Genomic DNA, 17,469 nt, shown 5'->3' on the forward strand with positions numbered 1-17,469 from the left:
GTCGTACACCCCCACCCGGCCTCCCCCTCAAGGGGGAGGAGCAGACTGGGTCCCTCGAAAACCGTCACGCTCCAGCGCGGCGATCTCGGCCAGCACCCGCTCGGCGAGTTCGGCGCGGCAGATCAGCAGATCGGGCACCGAGGTGTCGCGCGCGTTGTAGGCGAGCGGCGCGCCGTCGATCCGGCTGACGTGGAGGCCGTGCGCCGCGGCGACCGCAGCGGGGGCGCAATTGTCCCACTGGTGCTGGCCGCCCGCGTGAAGATAGATTTCCGCTTCGCCGCGAACCACCGCCATCGCCTTGGCGCCCGCGCTGCCCATGGGGACGATCTCGGCGCCCAGCGCCTCGGCCACCGCGAGCGCCTGCGCGGGCGGGCGGCTGCGCGAGACCACCATGCGCGGGGTCGCGGGCGCTTCGGGCAGGGCTAGCGGCCTGTCGGAGCGCAGCACCAGATCGAGAGCAGGCAGCGCGACCGCGCCGATTTGCGCGACGCCGTCGATCGCCAGTCCGATATGGACCGCCCAGTCGCTGCGGCCCTCGCCATATTCGCGCGTCCCGTCGACCGGGTCGATGATCCAGACGCGGTCCTTGGCGAGGCGTGCCTCGGTGTCGGCGGATTCCTCCGAGAGCAGCCCGTCGCCCGGCCGGTGCTGCGCGATTGCGCGGCACAGGAAGCGGTTGGCGGCCTCATCGCCCGCATCGCCCAGCGCGCGGCCCGCGATCAGGCCCGAGTCGCGGATCGCCAGCGCGATCCGGCCGGCGTGGTGCGCGAGCTGCGCGGCGAGTTCGGAATCGTCCATCGCGGTCCTGCTATTTCAGCGGCATGATCTGGCGGATGATGTATTCGGCCGCCTCGCCGGGGGTCATTGCGACCGTGTTGACCACGATGTCGGGATTTTCCGGCGCTTCATAGGGGCTGTCGATCCCGGTGAAGTTCTTGAGCTTGCCCTCGCGCGCCTTCTTGTAGAGTCCCTTCACATCGCGCTGCTCGGCGACCTCCAGCGGGGTGTCGACGAAGATCTCGACGAACTCGCCCGCGGGCAGCATGTCGCGCACCATCTGCCGCTCGGCGCGGAACGGGCTGATGAAGGCGGTCAGCACGATCAGCCCGGCATCGGCCATCAGCCGCGCGACCTCGCCGACGCGGCGGATGTTCTCGATCCGGTCGGCGTCGGTGAAGCCCAGATCCTTGTTGAGCCCGTGGCGGACATTGTCGCCGTCGAGCAGGAAGGTGTGGCGGTTCATCACCGCCAGCAGCTTCTCGACCTCGTTGGCGATGGTCGATTTGCCCGAACCCGACAGGCCGGTGAACCACAGCACCCGCGGCGCCTGATTCTTGAGGCTGGCGTGATCCTGGCGGGTGATGTCGGTGGGCTGCCAATGGACGTTTTGCGCGCGGCGCAGCGCGAAATGGAGCATGCCGCCAGCGACCGTGCGATTGGTCAGCTTGTCGATCAGCACGAAGCCGCCCAGCGTCCGGTTGTCCGCATAGGGTTCGAAGACGATCGGCTTCTCGGTGTGAACCTCGGCGACGCCGATCGAATTGAGCGTCAGCGTCTTGGCGGCAAGATGCGCCATGGTGTTGACGTTGATCTCGTATTTGGGCTCCTGGACGCTGGCCGAGACGGTCTGCGTGCCCAGCTTGAGCCAATAGGCCCGGCCGACCAGCATGGGGTCGTCGTCCATCCACACCAGCGTCGCCTCGAACTGGTCGGAGACCTGCGGCGGATCCTCGGCGGCGGCGATCACATCGCCGCGCGAACAGTCGATCTCGTCGGCGAAAGTCAGCGTGACCGACTGCCCCGCCACCGCTTCGTCGAGGTCGCCCGAGAAAGTGACGATGCGCTCGAGCGTGGTGGTCTTGCCCGAGGGCAGCACCCGCAGGGCCGCGCCCGGTTTGACGGTCCCGCTGGCGACCAGCCCGGCGAAGCCGCGGAAGTCCAGATCGGGGCGGCTGACCCATTGCACCGGCATGCGGAACGGGTTGTCCTGCGCATCGGCGGCATCGAGCTCGACGGTCTCGAGATGCTCGATCAGCGAGGGACCGGCGTACCAGGGCATGTGCTCCGAAGGGCCGGCGATGTTGTCGCCCTTGAAGCCCGAGATCGGCATGGCGGTGAAATTCTCGATCCCGATCTCGGCGGCGAAGGCCGCGTAATCGGCGACGATCGCGTCGTAGGTCGCCTGATCGTAATCGACCAGATCCATCTTGTTGACCGCCAGCACGATCCGGCGGATCCCCAGCCGGTGGCACAGGAAGCTGTGCCGCCGGGTCTGGACCAGCACGCCCTTGCGCGCATCGACCAGGATCACCGCCAGCTCGGCGGTCGAAGCGCCGGTGACCATGTTGCGGGTGTATTGCTCGTGCCCGGGGCAATCGGCGACGATGAACTTGCGGCGGTCGGTGGAGAAGAAGCGGTAGGCGACGTCGATGGTGATGCCCTGCTCGCGCTCGGCCGCCAGCCCGTCGACCAGCAGCGCGTAGTCGAGCTCATGTCCCTGCGTGCCGATCCTTTTGCTGTCGCTCTCGAGGCTGGCGAGCTGGTCCTCGAAGATCATCTTGGAGTCGTAGAGCAGCCGCCCGATCAGCGTCGATTTGCCATCGTCCACGCTGCCGCAGGTGATGAAGCGCAGCATGGTCTTGTGCTGGTGGCGGGTCAGATAGGCGTCGATGTCCTCGCCCGCGAGCGCATCGGGGCGGTAAGCCTGTTCGGAAGGAGGCTGATCGGCCATCAGAAATAGCCCTCCTGCTTCTTCTTCTCCATCGACGAGCCGCCGGCATCGCGGTCGATCGCGCGGCCCTGTCGTTCGCTGGTGGTGGTCAGCAGCATTTCCTGGATGATCTCGGAGAGGGTGGAGGCGGTGCTTTCGACTGCTCCGGTGAGCGGATAGCAGCCCAGCGTGCGGAAGCGGATCGAGCGTTCGACCGGCTCTTCGCCCTCGAGCGGGAAGCGCTCATCGTCGACCATCACGATCATCCCGTCGCGTTCGACCGTGGGCCGCGGCGCGGCGAAATAGAGCGGGACGATCTCGATGTTCTCGAGCTGGATATATTGCCAGATGTCGAGCTCGGTCCAATTGCTCAGCGGGAACACCCGGATGCTCTCGCCGCCATTGCGGGTTCGGGGAGCCTTGCGGGTGTTGTAGAGGTTCCACAATTCGGGGCGCTGGTTCTTGGGGTCCCAGCCATGGCTGGCGGTGCGGAAGGAGAAGATGCGCTCCTTGGCGCGGGCCTTCTCCTCGTCGCGCCGCGCGCCGCCGAAGGCCGCGTCGAAACCGTGGAGGTCGAGCGCCTGCTTGAGCCCTTCTGTCTTCCACATATCGGTGTGCAGCGACCCGTGATCGAAGGGGTTGATCCCGCGCTCGATGGCTTCGGGGTTGCGATGGACCAGCAGCTCCATCCCCGCCTCGCGCGCGGCCTTCTCGCGCAGCGCGTACATCGCCTTGAACTTCCAGGTGGTGTCGACATGGAGCAGCGGGAAGGGCGGCGGCGCGGGATAGAAGGCCTTGCGCGCCAGATGCAGCATCACCGCACTGTCCTTGCCGACCGAATAAAGCATCACCGGCTTCTCGGCCTCGGCGACGACCTCGCGCATGATGTGGACGCTTTCGGCTTCGAGCCGTTCTAGATGGGTGAGGATGCGGGTCATGATGCTCCGGTCCTCTAAATCCTCGCGTCCGCGCGGCGAAACACAGCATTTCTATCAGGCGGCTGCGCGGCACTTTGTTTCGCCGGCCGGTTTGCAGGATCCCGGTTCGGCGATTGCAATTTGCCGCGATTGCGGGTTTCTTGCCGCAAAAGGCGTCACGCCGGGATGGGTGGAATTCTATGAACGACTGGATCGAAACGGCCCGCCGGGCCTGCGCCGCCGCGCGCCTCTATCGCGACGCAGTGCGCGCGGCGACCGCCGCTCTGGTCGCTCCCGGCGGAAAGCCCGACCCCTCGCTGATCGAGCGCGAGCAGCGCCGCGTCCATGGCTTCGCTTGGATCGGCACCACAGTCGCCGCGCTGGAGGCGGTCGCCGACTGGGCGGCGCGAGTCGAGGCCGCGGGCCGCTTCGGCGAGGTCGAAAAGCTGGCGCTGGCGATCGGCTTCGGGGAATATTGCCACCAGCTCACCAGCGCGCTGCCGATGAGCCAGAGCGAGTTCGTCCGTCCCGCAGAGCTCGGCACCGCCGACGCGGCGAGGAGCTTTGCCGAAGACCCCGCCGTTCGGCGCTTCCTCGACGATGGCAGCACCGCGCAGCACCGTGCGGCGCTGGCGAGCCACCTTGCCGAGGGGCGCGTGCCCGACGAAGGCTTCGACGACGAGACGCTCGATATGATCCGCACCCAGTTCCGCGCCTTCACCGCCGACCGGATCGCCCCGCATGCGCAAGGCTGGCACCTCGCCGATGCGCTGATCCCGATCGAACTGGTCGACGAGATGGCGCAGCTCGGCGTGTTCGGGGTCTGCATCGACGAGCGCTATGGCGGGCTGGGGCTGGGCAAGCTGGCGATGTGCCTGGTTTCCGAGGAGCTCTCGCGCGGCTGGATTTGCGCCGGGTCGCTGGGCACCCGCTCCGAGATCGCCAGCGAGCTGATCGGCGAGAACGGAACCGAGGCGCAGAAGGCGCATTACCTGCCGCGGCTCGCGGATGGCTCGATCCTGCCGACTGCGGTCTTTACCGAGCCCGACACCGGCTCCGACCTCGCCTCGGTCCGCACCCGCGCGGTCAGGGACGAGGCTGGCGACTGGCGGGTCCATGGCTCCAAGACCTGGATCACCCACGCCGCGCGCGCCGATCTGATGACGCTGCTGTGCCGCACCGACGCCGAGACGCCGGGCTATGGCGGGCTGTCGATGCTGCTCGCCGAAAAGACCCGCGGCAGCGAGGCCGATCCCTTTCCCGACGAGGGGCTGGCGGGCGACGAGATCGCGGTGCTCGGCTATCGCGGAATGAAGGAATACACGCTCGGCTTCGACGGTTTCGCGGTGCCCGGCGACGCGCTGCTCGGCGGCGCTGAGGGCCAGGGGTTCAAGCAATTGATGCGCACCTTCGAGGGCGCGCGGATCCAGACCGCGGCACGCGCCATCGGGGTCGGCTGGCACGCCTTCGATCTCGCGCTGCGCTATGCCGGCGAGCGGCGCCAGTTCGGCAAGCCGCTGCTCGCCTTCCCGCGCGTGGCGGACAAGCTGGTGCTGATGGCGGTCGAGCAGCTGATGGCGCGCGAGCTGACCTATTCCGCGGCGCGCCACAAGGACAAGAGCGAGCGCTGCGACATCGAGGCGGGCATGGCCAAGCTGCTCGCCGCGCGGGTCGCCTGGGCCAATGCCGACAATGCGGTCCAGATCCACGGCGGCAATGGCTATGCGCTCGAATACGAGGTGAGCCGGGTGCTGTGCGATGCGCGGATCCTCAACATCTTCGAAGGCGCGGCGGAAATCCAGGCGCAGGTGATCGGGCGCGGGCTGCTGACGCAGCGCGAAAGTGGCTGACCCAGCGTTCCGGCGAGTGCCACGCCCGACCCGGCGATGCCCGCTGGCGCTCGCCCGCACGAAGGCCTAGTCTCATATTGCAACCGAGATTCGCGTTCCCAGCTTAGGCCGAGCTTAGGCGGGAACGCCCACAGGGATCCGCTGACACATACGGGAGAGAGAGATGACCAAGACCTATTCCAATCTGATCGACGGCGAGCTCGTCACCACCGCGGGGACGATGGATGTCATCAACCCCGCCACCGAGGAAGTCGTCGGCCAGGTCCCTTCCGCGGGCCAGGACGAGCTCGACCGCGCGGTTGCCGCCGCGCGCCGCGCCTTCCAGAGCTGGAAGAAGACCACGCCCGAAGAACGCCAGAAGGTGGTGCAGGGAATCGCCGCGACGATCAAGGAGAACGCCGACGAGCTGTTCCGCCTGCTCACCAGCGAGCAGGGCAAGCCGCACAACCAGGCGCAGCAGGAGATCTACGGTGCCGCCGGGCTCGCCGCGGCGCAATCCACGCTGCGGCTCGAGGATGTGATCAACCAGGACGACGACACCCGCCTGTCGCGCACCCGCCGTGTCCCGGTGGGCGTGGTCGGCGGGATCGTGCCGTGGAACTTCCCGATCATGATGGCGATCCAGAAGATCGTGCCGGCGCTGGTCGCGGGTTGCACCATCGTGCTCAAGCCTTCGCCCTTCACCCCGCTGACCACACTGCGGATCGCCGAGCTGATCAAGGACGTCGTGCCCGCGGGCACGGTCAACATCATCACCGGCCCCGACGAGCTGGGCCCGATGATCACGAGCCACCCGGGCATCGACAAGATCACCTTCACCGGCTCGACTGCGACCGGCAAGAAGATCATGGAAGGCGCGAGCAAGGATTTGAAGCGCATCACGCTCGAGCTGGGCGGCAACGACGCCTCGATCGTGCTCGCCGATGCCGATGTCGAGAAGGTCGCCGAACAGCTGTTCTGGTCGAGCTTCTCCAACGCCGGGCAGGTCTGCATCGCCGCCAAGCGGATCTATATCCACGAGGACATCTACGACGATCTGTCCAAGGCGATCGCCGCCTACGCCAAGACGGTGAAGGTCGGCGACGGCGCGCAGCAGGGCACCGGGGTGGGCCCTATCCAGAACAAGAAGCAGTTCGAGCGCGTCTGCGAACTGATCCAGGACGCCAAGGACCAGGGCTACCAGTTCCTCGCCGGGGGCGATGTCGATCCTTCGGGGACGGGTTATTACGTGCCCATCACCATCCTCGACAATCCGCCCGAGGATGCGCGGATCGTCGCCGAGGAGCAGTTCGGCCCGGTCATGCCACTGATGAAATTCGCCACCGTCGACGAGGCGATCGAGCGCGCCAATGCCTCGGAATACGGGCTCGCGGGTGCGGTCTGGACCGCCGATGCCGAGCAGGGCGTCGCAGTCGCCGAGCGGATGGAAACCGGCACGGTGTGGGTCAACGAGTTCATGCACCTCTCGCCCTTCGCGCCCTTCGGCGGGCACAAGCAGTCGGGCATCGGCGCCGAATACGGCATCGATGGCCTGAAGGAATTCACCTATCCGCAGGTGATCACCATCAAGCGCGACGCCTTCGCCTGAGGCGCGGTCGACCGACAAAAGAAAGGGGCGGCCATGGTGCCGCCCCTTTTCGTTTCAGCCTCGTTTTCGGGCTGGACCACTACTAGTTTTCATTGACCCGACCTGCTCCTCCCCCTTGAGGGGGAGGCCGGGTGGGGGTGTACTACGCCGATGGCCTGGACGCGCGCCTGTGGCGCGCTCCCCCACCCCCGACCCCTCCCCGAGGGGAGGGGAGAGCAGGCTCCATTCAAATCATCATGCTCTAGGCGAGCGCGCTCAGGCGCCCTTGAATTCGGGTTTGCGCTTCTGGAGGAAGGACATCGCGCCCTCCATCGAATCCTGGCTCATCCCGGCCTCGCGCTGGCCCTGCGCTTCCATCAGCAGCGTCGCGGTGAAATCGCTCTCCAGCCCGGCGCGAATGTTGCGCTTCATCAGCCCCAGCGCCAGCGTCGGGCCGTTGGCGAGCTTTTCGGCCAGCGCCTCGGCCTCTGCGGTCAGCGCCTCGTCCTCGACGCATTTGTAGATCAGCCCGATCCGCTCGGCTTCCTCGCCGTGGATCTTCTCGCCCAGCATCATCATCCGCGTCGCCTGCGCGGTGCCGACGAGGCGGGGCAGCATCCAGCTCGACCCGCCATCGGGGACCAGCCCGATGTTGACGAAGGCCTGGAGGAAATAGCCGCTCTTGCCGGCAATCACGAAATCCGCCGCCAGCGCGATCGAGCAGCCGACCCCGGCAGCCGGGCCCTGCACCGCGGAGACCACCGGCACCGGCACGCTGGCGAGCGCCTGGATCATCGGATTGTAGTGCCGCTGCAGCGAGGTGAAGGCGCGGTCGCCGCCGTTGATAGGGCCGCTGCCCGATTTGTCCGCATTGGCGGCGAGATCCGCGCCCGAGCAGAAGGCGCGGCCCTCGCCGGTCATCAGAACGGCGCGCGCACCGTCGAGATCGCGGACTGCGTCGAAAATCTCGTCGGCCATTTGCGGCGGGCAGGCGTTGAGCTGCTCGGGCCGGTTGAGCGTCAGCTTCAGCACATTGCCGGCGCGGGTGGTGGTGATGGTCTCGTAGCTCATGGCGCTCTCCCGGGCGTCTGGTGGATTGGTTTCGATCGCGAACCCATCCTATCCGCGCGGGCGAAAGGCGCAAGCCGTGTGGTGCGGGGTAGCCCGGCCGGTCAGCGGTTCTGGCGCCCCTCGATCAGCCGTTCGACCAGCGAGGGGTCGGCCAGCGTCGAGGTGTCGCCCAGCGCGCCGAACTCGTTCTCGGCGATCTTGCGCAGGATGCGGCGCATGATCTTGCCCGAGCGGGTCTTGGGCAGGCCGTCGGTGAACTGGATGTGGTCGGGGGTGGCGATCGGACCGATCTCCTTGCGGACATGCTGGCGCAGTTCCTCCGCGAGCGCGTCGGACCCCTCGCGACCCGCATAGAGCGTGACGTAGCAATAGATGCCCTGGCCCTTGATGTCGTGCGGGCAGCCGACCACCGCTGCCTCTGCGACGCTGTCGTGGAGCACAAGCGCGCTCTCGATCTCGGCGGTTCCCATGCGGTGGCCCGAGACGTTGATCACGTCGTCCACCCTTCCGGTGATCCAGTAATAGCCGTCCTCGTCGCGGCGGCAGCCGTCGCCGGTGAAATATTGGCCCATATAGGTGCTGAAATAGGTCTGCACGAAGCGGTCGTGATCACCGTAAACGGTGCGCGCCTGGCCGGGCCAGCTATGGGTGATCGCGAGATTGCCCGCAGCGGCGCCCTCGAGCACCTCGCCCTCGGCATCGAGCAATTGCGGGCGGATTCCGAAGAAGGGCAGACCGGCGCTGCCGGGCTTCATCGCATGCGCGCCGGGCAGGGTGGTGATCATCGCACCGCCGGTCTCGGTCTGCCACCAGGTGTCGACCACCGGGCAGCGCTTGTCGCCGACCACTTCGAAATACCAGCGCCAGGCCTCGGGATTGATCGGTTCGCCCACCGTGCCCAGCAGCCGCAGCGAGGAGCGGTCGCGGCTGGTCACGTGTTCGTCGCCCTCGCGCATCAGCGCGCGGATCGCGGTCGGCGCGGTGTAGAGGATGGCGACCGAATGCTTGTCGACCACATCCCAGAACCGGCCGTGGTCGGGATAATTGGGCACGCCCTCGAAGATGACCTGCGCCGCGCCGTTGAGCAGCGGCCCATAGACAACATAACTGTGCCCGGTCACCCAGCCGATATCGGCGGTGCACCAGAACACCTCGCCCGGCTGGTAGTCGAAGACGTAGTGAAAGGTCGCCGCGGTCCAGACGCCATAGCCGCCGGTGGTGTGGAGCACGCCCTTGGGTTTGCCGGTCGAACCCGAGGTGTAGAGGATGAACAGCGGATCCTCGGCGCGCATTTCCGCGCAGGGGCAGTCCTCGTCGCTGGCGAGTTCGTGCAACCAGCGGTCGCGTGGGGCCTGCATCGCAGTCTCAGCGCCGGTGTGGCGCACCACCAGCACCCCATCGACCGCGACGCCGTCATGCGCCAGCGCGGCGTCGACATTGGCTTTGAGCGCCACCGGTCTGCCGCCGCGCATTCCGCCATCGGCGGTCACGACGAAGCGGCTGTCGCAATCGACGATCCGCCCCGCCAGCGCCTCGGGCGAGAAGCCGCCGAACACCACCGAATGCACCGCGCCGATCCGCGCGCAGGCAAGCATGGCGGTGACGCCCTCGACGATCATCGGCATGTAGAGCGTGACGCGGTCGCCCCTGGCGACGCCCAGCGCCTTGAGCGCATTGGCCATCCGCACAACCTCGCCATGCAGCTCGCGATAGGTGAGGCTGCGGCTCTCGCCGACGGGATCGTCGGGCTCGAAGATCAGCGCGGTGCTGTCGGCCTTGTCCGCAAGATGGCGATCGACCGCGTTGTGGCACAGGTTGAGCGTGCTATCGCCGAACCATTCGATGAACACCGGGTCGTAGGACCATTCGCCGCCCTGCGTGGGCGGGGTGAACCAGTCGAGCCGCTCGGCCTGCTCGAGCCAGAAGGCGTCGGGCTGTTCGAGCGAGCGGCGGTAGAGCGCCTCGTACTGCTCTGCCGTGCAATGGGTTGCGCTGCTGCTGCGCGGGGGCTCGACGAATTCGCTCATGACCACACTCTCCTCGGGCGGCGACCATAGCGTCTCGTGTGGCCTGCGAAAGGGGCTCAGGTCGAGGCGCCGCGCGCCAGTTCGATGATCCGCTGCATCAGCCGCCTCGTCTCGGCCAGTTCGGCTTCCCCCAGCTTGCCTTCGACCACCGTCTCGAGCGCGCGTTCGAGCGAGAGCGCTTCGTTGAGGATATCCTCGCTCTCTGCGGTCGGCCCGGCATCGGGCAGGTGGCGGGCGTAGCGCCCGGCGAGGAACAGCAGCGGCGCCACCGGCCGCGCCTCGAACTCGACCACCTCGCCGACCAGGATGATGTGGTCGCCGCCCTCGTATTCATGGCGGGTGCGGCATTCGAACCGCGCGGCGAATTCGGGGAAGACCGGCGACCCCAGCTTGCCGCGCAGCCAGTCGACGCCTTCGAATTTGTCGGAGCCCGAGCGCGCGAAGCGGTCGGACAGCGCGCGCTGCGAGGCGGCGAGCACATGGACCGCGAAATGCCCGCTGGAGGAAAACGCCTCGCGCGACAGCGAGTTCTTGGCCAGCGACCACAGGACCAGCGGCGGATCGAGGCTGACCGAATTGAAGCTGCTCGCGGTCACCCCGACGGGTTCGCCATCGCCCGCCAGCGTGGTGGCGATGGTGACGCCGGTCGCGAAGGAGCCCAGCGCATCGCGGAATTCGCGTTGCAGCTCGCTCACCTGACGGCTCGGGCGGGTTTTGAAGGCGCGGATGGCATGTCGGCTCGCGGTGCCGCTTCGGGGCGCGAAAGACAACCTTTTTGCATCGACCCGCCGCGCGGTTGCGGGACGGCGCGCGCCGTGCAATGCGATGGGCAAACAGGAGAGAGATGATATGGTCGATACCGGTTCCGCCGGCCCGCTGAAGGGTCTCAAGGTCGTCGAATTCACCGGGATCGGGCCGGGGCCGCATGTCGCGATGCTGCTCGCCGACATGGGCGCCGAGGTGGTGCGGATCGAGCGCGCGGGCACGCAGGTGCTCAACCCGGTGGTCGAGCGCGGCCGCCACCGCGTCGCGGTCGATCTCAAGACCGAGGAGGGCCAGAGCTTCTGCCGCGATGCCGTTCGTCATGCCGATGTGCTGGTCGAAGGCTATCGCCCCGGGGTGATGGAGCGGCTGGGGCTGGGCCCCGAGGTGCTGCTGGCGGACAATCCGCGGCTGATCTTCGCGCGGATGACCGGCTGGGGGCAGGACGGCCCGCTCGCCAAGACGGCGGGTCACGACATCAATTACATCGCCATCACCGGCGCGCTGGCGGCGGTTGGGCGCGCGGGCGAGACCGCCACCCCGCCGCAGAACCTGGTCGGCGATTTCGGCGGCGGGTCGCTCTATTGCGCGCTCGGCATTCTCGCCGCGCTCTATGAGCGGGAGCGCTCGGGGCAGGGCCAGGTGGTCGATGCCGCGATCGTCGATGGCGCAACCAGCCTGATGAGCTTCTTCTTCGGCGCGCGCCACGCGCCGCATCTCAGCACCGAGCGCGGTAAGGGCATGCTCGGCGGCGCGGCGCATTTCTACCGCTGCTACGAATGCGCCGACGGGCGCGAGATCAGCGTCGGCGCGATCGAGCCGCAATTCTACGCCGAGCTGCTCGACAGGGCCGAGGCGCCCGAGGAATTGCGCCAGGGCCAGATGGACCCCGCCAATTGGGACGATTACACCGGGCGGCTCGCGGCGCTGTTCAAGACAAGGACCGCTGCCGACTGGACCGAACTGCTCGAAGGCACCGACGCCTGCTTCGCGCCCGTTCTGCCGGTCGACGAGGCGCGCACCCACCCGCATCTGCAGGCGCGCGGTTCCTATGTGGAACGCGACGGCGTCTGGCACACCGCGCCCGCGCCGCGTTTCGAACGGACCCCGGGCACGATCCGCGACAGCGCCGAGGACGGCGCCGAGGTGGTGGCGCGCTGGGGGCAGGGCAGCTAGGGCGGCATCCAAGGAGTATGACCATGCGCGATTGCACGAAATTCTACATCGACGGCCAATGGGTCGATCCGGCCCGGGCCGACACCCGCGAGGTCGAGAACCCCGCCACCGAAAAGGCGATCGGCCACATTTCTTTCGGCAGCGCCGCCGATGTCGAAAGCGCGGTTGCGGCCGCGCGCCGCGCCTTCGAGGACTGGCAGTTCTCCAGCCGCGAGACCCGGCTCGACCTGCTGCGCGCGATTCTGGCCGAGATCGGGAAGCGCCGCGAGGATCTGGCTGCCGCGATCAGCGAGGAGATGGGCGCGCCGATGTCGCTCGCCAATGGACCGCATGTCGGCCTGCTTGCCGGGCACTGCCAGACCGCGATCGAGGTGCTGGAGAGTTTCGAGTTCGAGCGCCAGGACGGGCCGACGCTGCACCTCTACGAACCGATCGGCGTGGTCGGGATGATCACCCCCTGGAACTGGCCGCTCAACCAGATTGCCTGCAAGGTCTTTCCGGCGCTCGCGACGGGCTGCACGATGATCCTGAAGCCGTCGGAAATCGCGCCGTTCAACGCCGTCATCTTCGCCGAGATCATGGATGCGGCGGGCGTGCCCGCGGGCGTGTTCAACCTCGTCAACGGCGACGGACCGGGCGCGGGCGAGGCGATCAGCGGCCATCCGGATATCGACATGGTGAGCTTCACCGGCTCGACCCGCGCGGGCGTCGCCATCGCCGCCAATTCCGCCGCGACGGTCAAGCGCGTGGCGCAGGAACTGGGCGGCAAGAGCCCCAATATCGTGCTCGACGATTCGGTTTTCGCCCAGTCGGTCGCGCGCGGCACGACCGCGATGATGGGCAATTCGGGCCAGACCTGCACCGCGCCCAGCCGGATGCTGGTTCCCCACCAGCGGATGGAGGAAGCCAAGGCAGCGGCCAAGGAAGCGGCGGAGAAGGTCGTGCCCGGCGATCCCAAGGGCAATGCCACCATCGGGCCAGTGGTTTCCAAAGCGCAGTGGGACAAGATCCAGGGGCTGATCGAACAGGGCATGGCTGAGGGCGCCACGCTGGTCGCGGGCGGACCGGGCAAGCCCGAGGGACTGGAAACCGGCCATTACGTCCGCCCCACGGTGTTCGCCGATGTCACTAACGACATGACGATCGCGCGTGAGGAGATCTTCGGCCCGGTGCTCACCATTCTCGCCTATGAGGATTACGATGACGCGGTGCGGATCGCCAACGACACCGAATACGGGCTTGCCAGTCAGATAACCGGCGACGACGTCGAGACCGCCAAGAAGCTCGCACGGCGGATCCGTGCGGGGCGGGTGGCGATCAATGGCGGCCACGACATGCATGCCGCCTTCGGGGGCTACAAGAAGAGCGGCAACGGCCGCGAATGGGGCCGGTTCGGGTTCCACGACTTCCTCGAGGTCAAGGCCGTGATGGGGGCGGCCTCCTGATGGCCGGCAAGTTTTTCGACCAATGGACCGTGGGCGATACACTCGAACACGAGATTCGACGCACCGTGACCGAGACCGACAATCTGCTGTTCTCGACCATGACGCACAATCCCCAGCCGCTGCATCTCGATGTCGAGGCGGCGAAGGAAAGCGGGTTCGGGCAGATCCTGGTCAATTCGACCTTCACCTTCGCGCTGCTGGTCGGGCTCTCGGTCGGCGACACCACTCTGGGCACGCTGGTCGCCAATCTGGGTTTCGACAAGGTGGTGACCCCCAACCCGGTGTTCATCGGCGACACGCTGCGCGCGCGCAGCGAGGTGATCGGCCTGCGCGCAAGCAAGTCGCGCCCCGGGCAGGGGATCGTGACCTTCCGCCACGAAGCGCTCAACCAGCGCGGCGAGGTAGTCTGCAGCTGCGAGCGTTCGGCGCTGCTCAAATCCTCGGCCTAACGGCGCGGGGGCCATCTGGCGCTTGCGCCCGTTGAGCGGCGGAGAGGCGTAGCGATGACGCAAGAGCCGCACAATGTCAGCGAAACGGTGGAAACGCTGGAGGATTTGGCCTCCGGCGCCGAGGAAGTCCGGGTCGCCGATGTGCTCCACAAGTTCGGCAAGCGCAGTTTCGGGCCGTTCCTGCTGGTGCCGGCGCTGATCGAGATGACCATCGGCGGGATTGTCCCCGGCGTTCCCACGCTGCTCGCGCTGATCATCGCGCTGGTCGCGGTGCAGCAGCTGCTCGGGCGGGACCACGTGTGGCTGCCGCAAGTCATCCAGCGCCGTTCGGTCGGCGCGAAGAAGCTGCTAGCTGCGGCGAAGAAGCTGGAAGGCGTGGCTGCGTTCCTCGACCGCTGGTTCAAAGGACGGCTCGAGCGGTTTGCCGGCCCGCGGATGCAGAAGCTCGCGGCGGTCGTCGTGGTGATGCTGTGCTGCACGGTTCCACCGCTCGAACTGGTGCCTTTCGCGAGCAGCGCACCGATGGTGCCGATCGCCGCTTTCGGCCTGGCAATCCTGGTGCGCGATGGCTTGCTGATGCTGGTGGCGCTGGCGCTTTCCGCGCTGGCGGCCGGGCTGGGCGGCTATTTCTGGTTCATCTCCGACACTTCGGGAAGCATCTTGCCGTTCTAGCCGCCGCTTGACTTCGTCCGCGCGGATTGCGCACATTCGCGCCGGGTCTGGGGGAGAGTGCGATGCGCAGGATAATTGCGGGGATGGCGTGCCTGGGTCTCGGAGCGGCGCTGGCAGGCTGCGGCATGGAAACCGCCGGTAGCGAGGTCCAGCGCGGCGACGGCAGCGGCACGATCGAGCTCGCCGAATTTCCCGACCGGCCCTATTGGGGCGATACCCATCTCCACACCGACAATTCTATCGACGCTTTCGGCTTCGGTGTCCGGCTGGGGCCGGAGGAGGCGCTGCAATTCGCCAGCGGGCGCGAAGTCACCGCCACCACCGGGCTCGCGGCGCAGCTCGACCGCCCGCTCGATTTTCTCGTGATCACCGACCATTCCGATGCGCTGGGCGCGACCCGGCGGCTCTACGATGCCCCGCGCATTCTGGTGCGAGATCCCACGCTCAGGCGCTGGTACGACATGATGCACGAGGGGCCGCAAGGCTCGCAGCGTGCCATCGCCGAACTGATCACCGCCGCTTCCAACGATAATTTGCCCGCCGCTTTGAGGGATCCCGAGCGGCAGCGCGAGGCGACGCGAACGATATGGGATGCGCATCTCGCCATGCTCGACCGCTACAATCGACCGGGCGAATTCACCGCACTGGCGGGATTCGAATACACGCTCATGCCCGATGGCAACAATCTCCACCGGGTGGTGATGTTTCGCGACGGCAGCGTCAGGACCGCGAAGGTGGTCCCCTATCCGGGCATCGACACCGCGGCCGAGGGGCTGTGGGACTATATGGACGCCTATGAGAAGGGCACCGGCGGACAGGTGCTGGCGATCCCGCACAACTCCAACCTTTCCAACGGTTTGATGTTCGAGCTGACCATGCCCGGCGGCGGGCCGATGACCGCGGAATACGCGCGCAAGCGAGCGCGCTGGGAGCCGGTGGTCGAGGCGACCCAGATCAAGGGCGACAGCGAGGCGCATCCCTTCATGTCGCCAAACGACGAGTTCGCAGGGTTCGGCACCGCCGGCTGGGAACTGGGCAATCTGCCGCTCACCGCCACGGCCACACCGGAGATGCAACGCGGGAATTACGTCCGCGAGGCGCTCAAGCGCGGGCTGTCGATCGAGCAGCGCACCGGCGCCAATCCCTACGCCTTCGGGCTGGTAGGCTCGACCGATAGCCACACCGGTCTGGCGACTGCCGACGAGGACAATTTCTTCGGCAAGCACACCGGCAACGAGCCCAATCCGCAGCGCGCGATGGCGCCGCAGAATCTGGGCACCAGCGAGGGGCGCTTCGGCTGGCACTATCTCGCGGGCGGCTATGCCGCGGCCTGGGCGCGGGGCAACACGCGGGCGGAGATCTTCGACGCTTTCAAGCGGCGCGAGGTCTATGCCACCACCGGCCCCCGGATGGTGCTGCGCGTCTTCGCCGGCTTCGACTTCACCGCCGCGGACTGGCGCGGCGACTGGGTGCGCGCAGGCTACCAGCGCGGCGTGCCGATGGGCGGTGAACTGTCCGCCAGCGGGCGCGCGCCGGTGCTGATGATCTCGGCGCTGAAAGATCCCGATGGCGCCAATCTCGACCGCGTGCAGGTGGTCAAGGGCTGGGTCGACGAGAGCGGAGAGGCGCAGGAACGCGTCTACGACGTGGTCTGGTCCGACATGACCGAGCGCAAGCGGGTCGGCGGCAAGGTGCCACCGGTCGGCGATACGGTCGACCGCATGAAGGCGAGCTATGCCAACAGCATCGGCGCGCCCGAATTGCGCACGGCCTGGACCGATCCCGATTACGAGGCCGGGCAGCGCGCCTTCTATTATGTCCGCGTGCTCGAAATTCCGACCCCGCGCTGGCCGCTGTTCGACCGCTTGCGCTTCGGGATGGAGCTGTCCGACGAGGTGGTCAAAGCCTCGGTGGCGCAGGAGCGGGCCTACAGTTCACCGATCTGGATCCGGCCCTCTCCCATGTCGTCGCCGACGACACCGCGCCCGACCGCGCCCGCAATCATGGAGAAATCGTGATCCGCAACTGGGCGCGCGATCCGCTCGTCCATTTCCTCGCCGCCGGCGCACTGCTGTTCGCGCTGTTCGCCTGGCGCGGCGAGGAGGCGGATCCCGACAGCCGCAGCATCGCGGTCGACCGCGAGGTGCAGGCCAGCCTGGCGCTGCAATTCGAGGCGATGATGCAGCGCCCGCCGACCGATGCCGAGCTCGACGGGCTGATCGAGCGCTGGCTGCGCGACGAGGTGCTCTATCGCGAGGCGCTGCGGCTGGGGCTCGACCGCGACGATGCCGTGGTCCGGCGGCGGCTGGCGAAGAAGATGGACGCGCTGGCAAGCGCGCAGGCGGAGACCGCAGTGCCAAGCGAGGCAGTCTTGCGCGAATGGCTGGCGGCGCACCCCGAGCGATTTGCATGTGGCGACAGTGCCAGCTTCGACCAGCTCTATTTCGCAGATGAGGCCACCGCGCGCGTGGCTCTGGACCAGTTGGAGCGCGGCGCAGACTGGCGCGGGCTGGGCGAGCCGCTCTCGGTCCCGGCGTCGCAGGAAAATGCGACCTTTCGCAGCGTAACCGACCGCTACGGTCGCCAGTTCGCCGCAGCGACTGCGGATCTGGATCCCGGCGAAAGTTGGCAGGGTCCGGTTCCTTCGGGCTTCGGCTGGCATCTGGTCCGGCTGCGAGCGCGCGAGGCAGGGGCGGTTCCGCCGCTCGGCGAAATCCGCAAGCAGGTCGAGGACGATTGGCGCGGCGCGACCATCGCCTCGCGCACCGAGGCCGCCTATCGCCTGCTGCGCAACGCCTATCGGGTCGAGATCGCCGAGTGATC

General features: G+C 67.5%; 14 protein-coding genes. 8 read left to right on the forward strand and 6 right to left on the reverse strand.

From position 1 onward, the window contains the following. Nucleotides 1–27 precede the first annotated feature (27 nt). From ACQ5J0_RS08230 to cysD, 3 genes are read right to left on the reverse strand one after another with little or no spacing between them, the layout of a single operon-like run. Nucleotides 28–798 (reverse strand): 3'(2'),5'-bisphosphate nucleotidase CysQ, encoded by a 771-nt coding sequence (locus ACQ5J0_RS08230; protein ID WP_462566977.1) that lies wholly within the window; start codon nucleotides 796–798, stop codon nucleotides 28–30. Nucleotides 799–808: 10 nt separating this feature from the next. Beyond that, a complete protein-coding gene (cysN, locus tag ACQ5J0_RS08235) occupies nucleotides 809–2,731 on the reverse strand; it encodes a sulfate adenylyltransferase subunit CysN (RefSeq protein ID WP_462566978.1) in 1,923 nt (640 codons plus the stop codon). Then, nucleotides 2,731–3,648 carry a sulfate adenylyltransferase subunit CysD gene (cysD, locus tag ACQ5J0_RS08240; RefSeq protein WP_462566979.1) on the reverse strand — a complete coding sequence of 306 codons (918 nt, stop codon included), beginning with the start codon at nucleotides 3,646–3,648 and terminating at the stop codon, nucleotides 2,731–2,733. The genes cysN and cysD overlap by 1 nt, the downstream gene beginning before the upstream one ends. Nucleotides 3,649–3,827: 179 nt before the next feature. On the opposite strand from cysD, the gene ACQ5J0_RS08245 reads away from it, so the two are divergent. Together ACQ5J0_RS08245 and ACQ5J0_RS08250 are read left to right on the forward strand one after the other, a co-directional pair. Then, nucleotides 3,828–5,477, forward strand: coding sequence for an acyl-CoA dehydrogenase family protein (locus ACQ5J0_RS08245; protein WP_462566980.1), 1,650 nt, complete (start codon nucleotides 3,828–3,830; stop codon nucleotides 5,475–5,477). 163 nt (nucleotides 5,478–5,640) lie between these two features. Continuing rightward, nucleotides 5,641–7,065, forward strand: a complete 1,425-nt coding sequence (locus ACQ5J0_RS08250) for an aldehyde dehydrogenase family protein (RefSeq protein WP_462566981.1) — start codon at nucleotides 5,641–5,643, stop codon at nucleotides 7,063–7,065. 255 nt (nucleotides 7,066–7,320) lie between these two features. On the opposite strand, the gene ACQ5J0_RS08255 is transcribed toward ACQ5J0_RS08250, so the two are convergent. The 3 genes from ACQ5J0_RS08255 to ACQ5J0_RS08265 all read right to left on the reverse strand — a co-directional run bounded on the left by ACQ5J0_RS08255 (nucleotide 7,321) and on the right by ACQ5J0_RS08265 (nucleotide 10,837). Further along, complete coding sequence (locus tag ACQ5J0_RS08255) at nucleotides 7,321–8,115, reverse strand: enoyl-CoA hydratase-related protein (protein WP_462566982.1); 795 nt, start codon at nucleotides 8,113–8,115, stop codon at nucleotides 7,321–7,323. Between the two features lie 101 nt (nucleotides 8,116–8,216). Continuing rightward, nucleotides 8,217–10,142: an acetate--CoA ligase gene (gene acs, locus ACQ5J0_RS08260; protein ID WP_462566983.1), complete on the reverse strand. Its 1,926-nt coding sequence runs from the start codon at nucleotides 10,140–10,142 to the stop codon at nucleotides 8,217–8,219. A 56-nt stretch (nucleotides 10,143–10,198) separates the two neighbouring features. Beyond that, entirely contained in the window at nucleotides 10,199–10,837 is a 639-nt protein-coding gene (locus ACQ5J0_RS08265) for a flavin reductase family protein (RefSeq protein ID WP_462566984.1), read from the reverse strand. A gap of 154 nt (nucleotides 10,838–10,991) precedes the next feature. Here ACQ5J0_RS08265 and ACQ5J0_RS08270 point away from each other — a divergent pair, with 154 nt between their 5' ends. The 6 genes from ACQ5J0_RS08270 to ACQ5J0_RS08295 all read left to right on the forward strand — a co-directional run bounded on the left by ACQ5J0_RS08270 (nucleotide 10,992) and on the right by ACQ5J0_RS08295 (nucleotide 17,467). Beyond that, nucleotides 10,992–12,080: a CaiB/BaiF CoA transferase family protein gene (locus tag ACQ5J0_RS08270; RefSeq protein ID WP_462566985.1), complete on the forward strand. Its 1,089-nt coding sequence runs from the start codon at nucleotides 10,992–10,994 to the stop codon at nucleotides 12,078–12,080. A 23-nt stretch (nucleotides 12,081–12,103) separates the two neighbouring features. Next, nucleotides 12,104–13,525, forward strand: a complete 1,422-nt coding sequence (locus ACQ5J0_RS08275) for an aldehyde dehydrogenase family protein (protein ID WP_462566986.1) — start codon at nucleotides 12,104–12,106, stop codon at nucleotides 13,523–13,525. Beyond that, entirely contained in the window at nucleotides 13,525–13,974 is a 450-nt protein-coding gene (locus ACQ5J0_RS08280) for a MaoC family dehydratase (RefSeq protein ID WP_462566987.1), read from the forward strand. Before ACQ5J0_RS08275 ends, ACQ5J0_RS08280 begins: the two co-directional genes overlap by 1 nt. 54 nt (nucleotides 13,975–14,028) lie before the next feature. Further along, nucleotides 14,029–14,646, forward strand: coding sequence for an exopolysaccharide biosynthesis protein (locus ACQ5J0_RS08285; RefSeq protein WP_462566988.1), 618 nt, complete (start codon nucleotides 14,029–14,031; stop codon nucleotides 14,644–14,646). Nucleotides 14,647–14,708: 62 nt separating this feature from the next. Beyond that, on the forward strand, nucleotides 14,709–16,664 hold the full coding sequence (locus ACQ5J0_RS08290) for a DUF3604 domain-containing protein (protein WP_462566989.1): 1,956 nt from the start codon (nucleotides 14,709–14,711) through the stop codon (nucleotides 16,662–16,664). Then, nucleotides 16,661–17,467: a peptidyl-prolyl cis-trans isomerase gene (locus tag ACQ5J0_RS08295; protein ID WP_462566990.1), complete on the forward strand. Its 807-nt coding sequence runs from the start codon at nucleotides 16,661–16,663 to the stop codon at nucleotides 17,465–17,467. Before ACQ5J0_RS08290 ends, ACQ5J0_RS08295 begins: the two co-directional genes overlap by 4 nt. Nucleotides 17,468–17,469 lie beyond the last annotated feature (2 nt).

The organism is Qipengyuania sp. SM2512, from assembly GCF_054954005.1.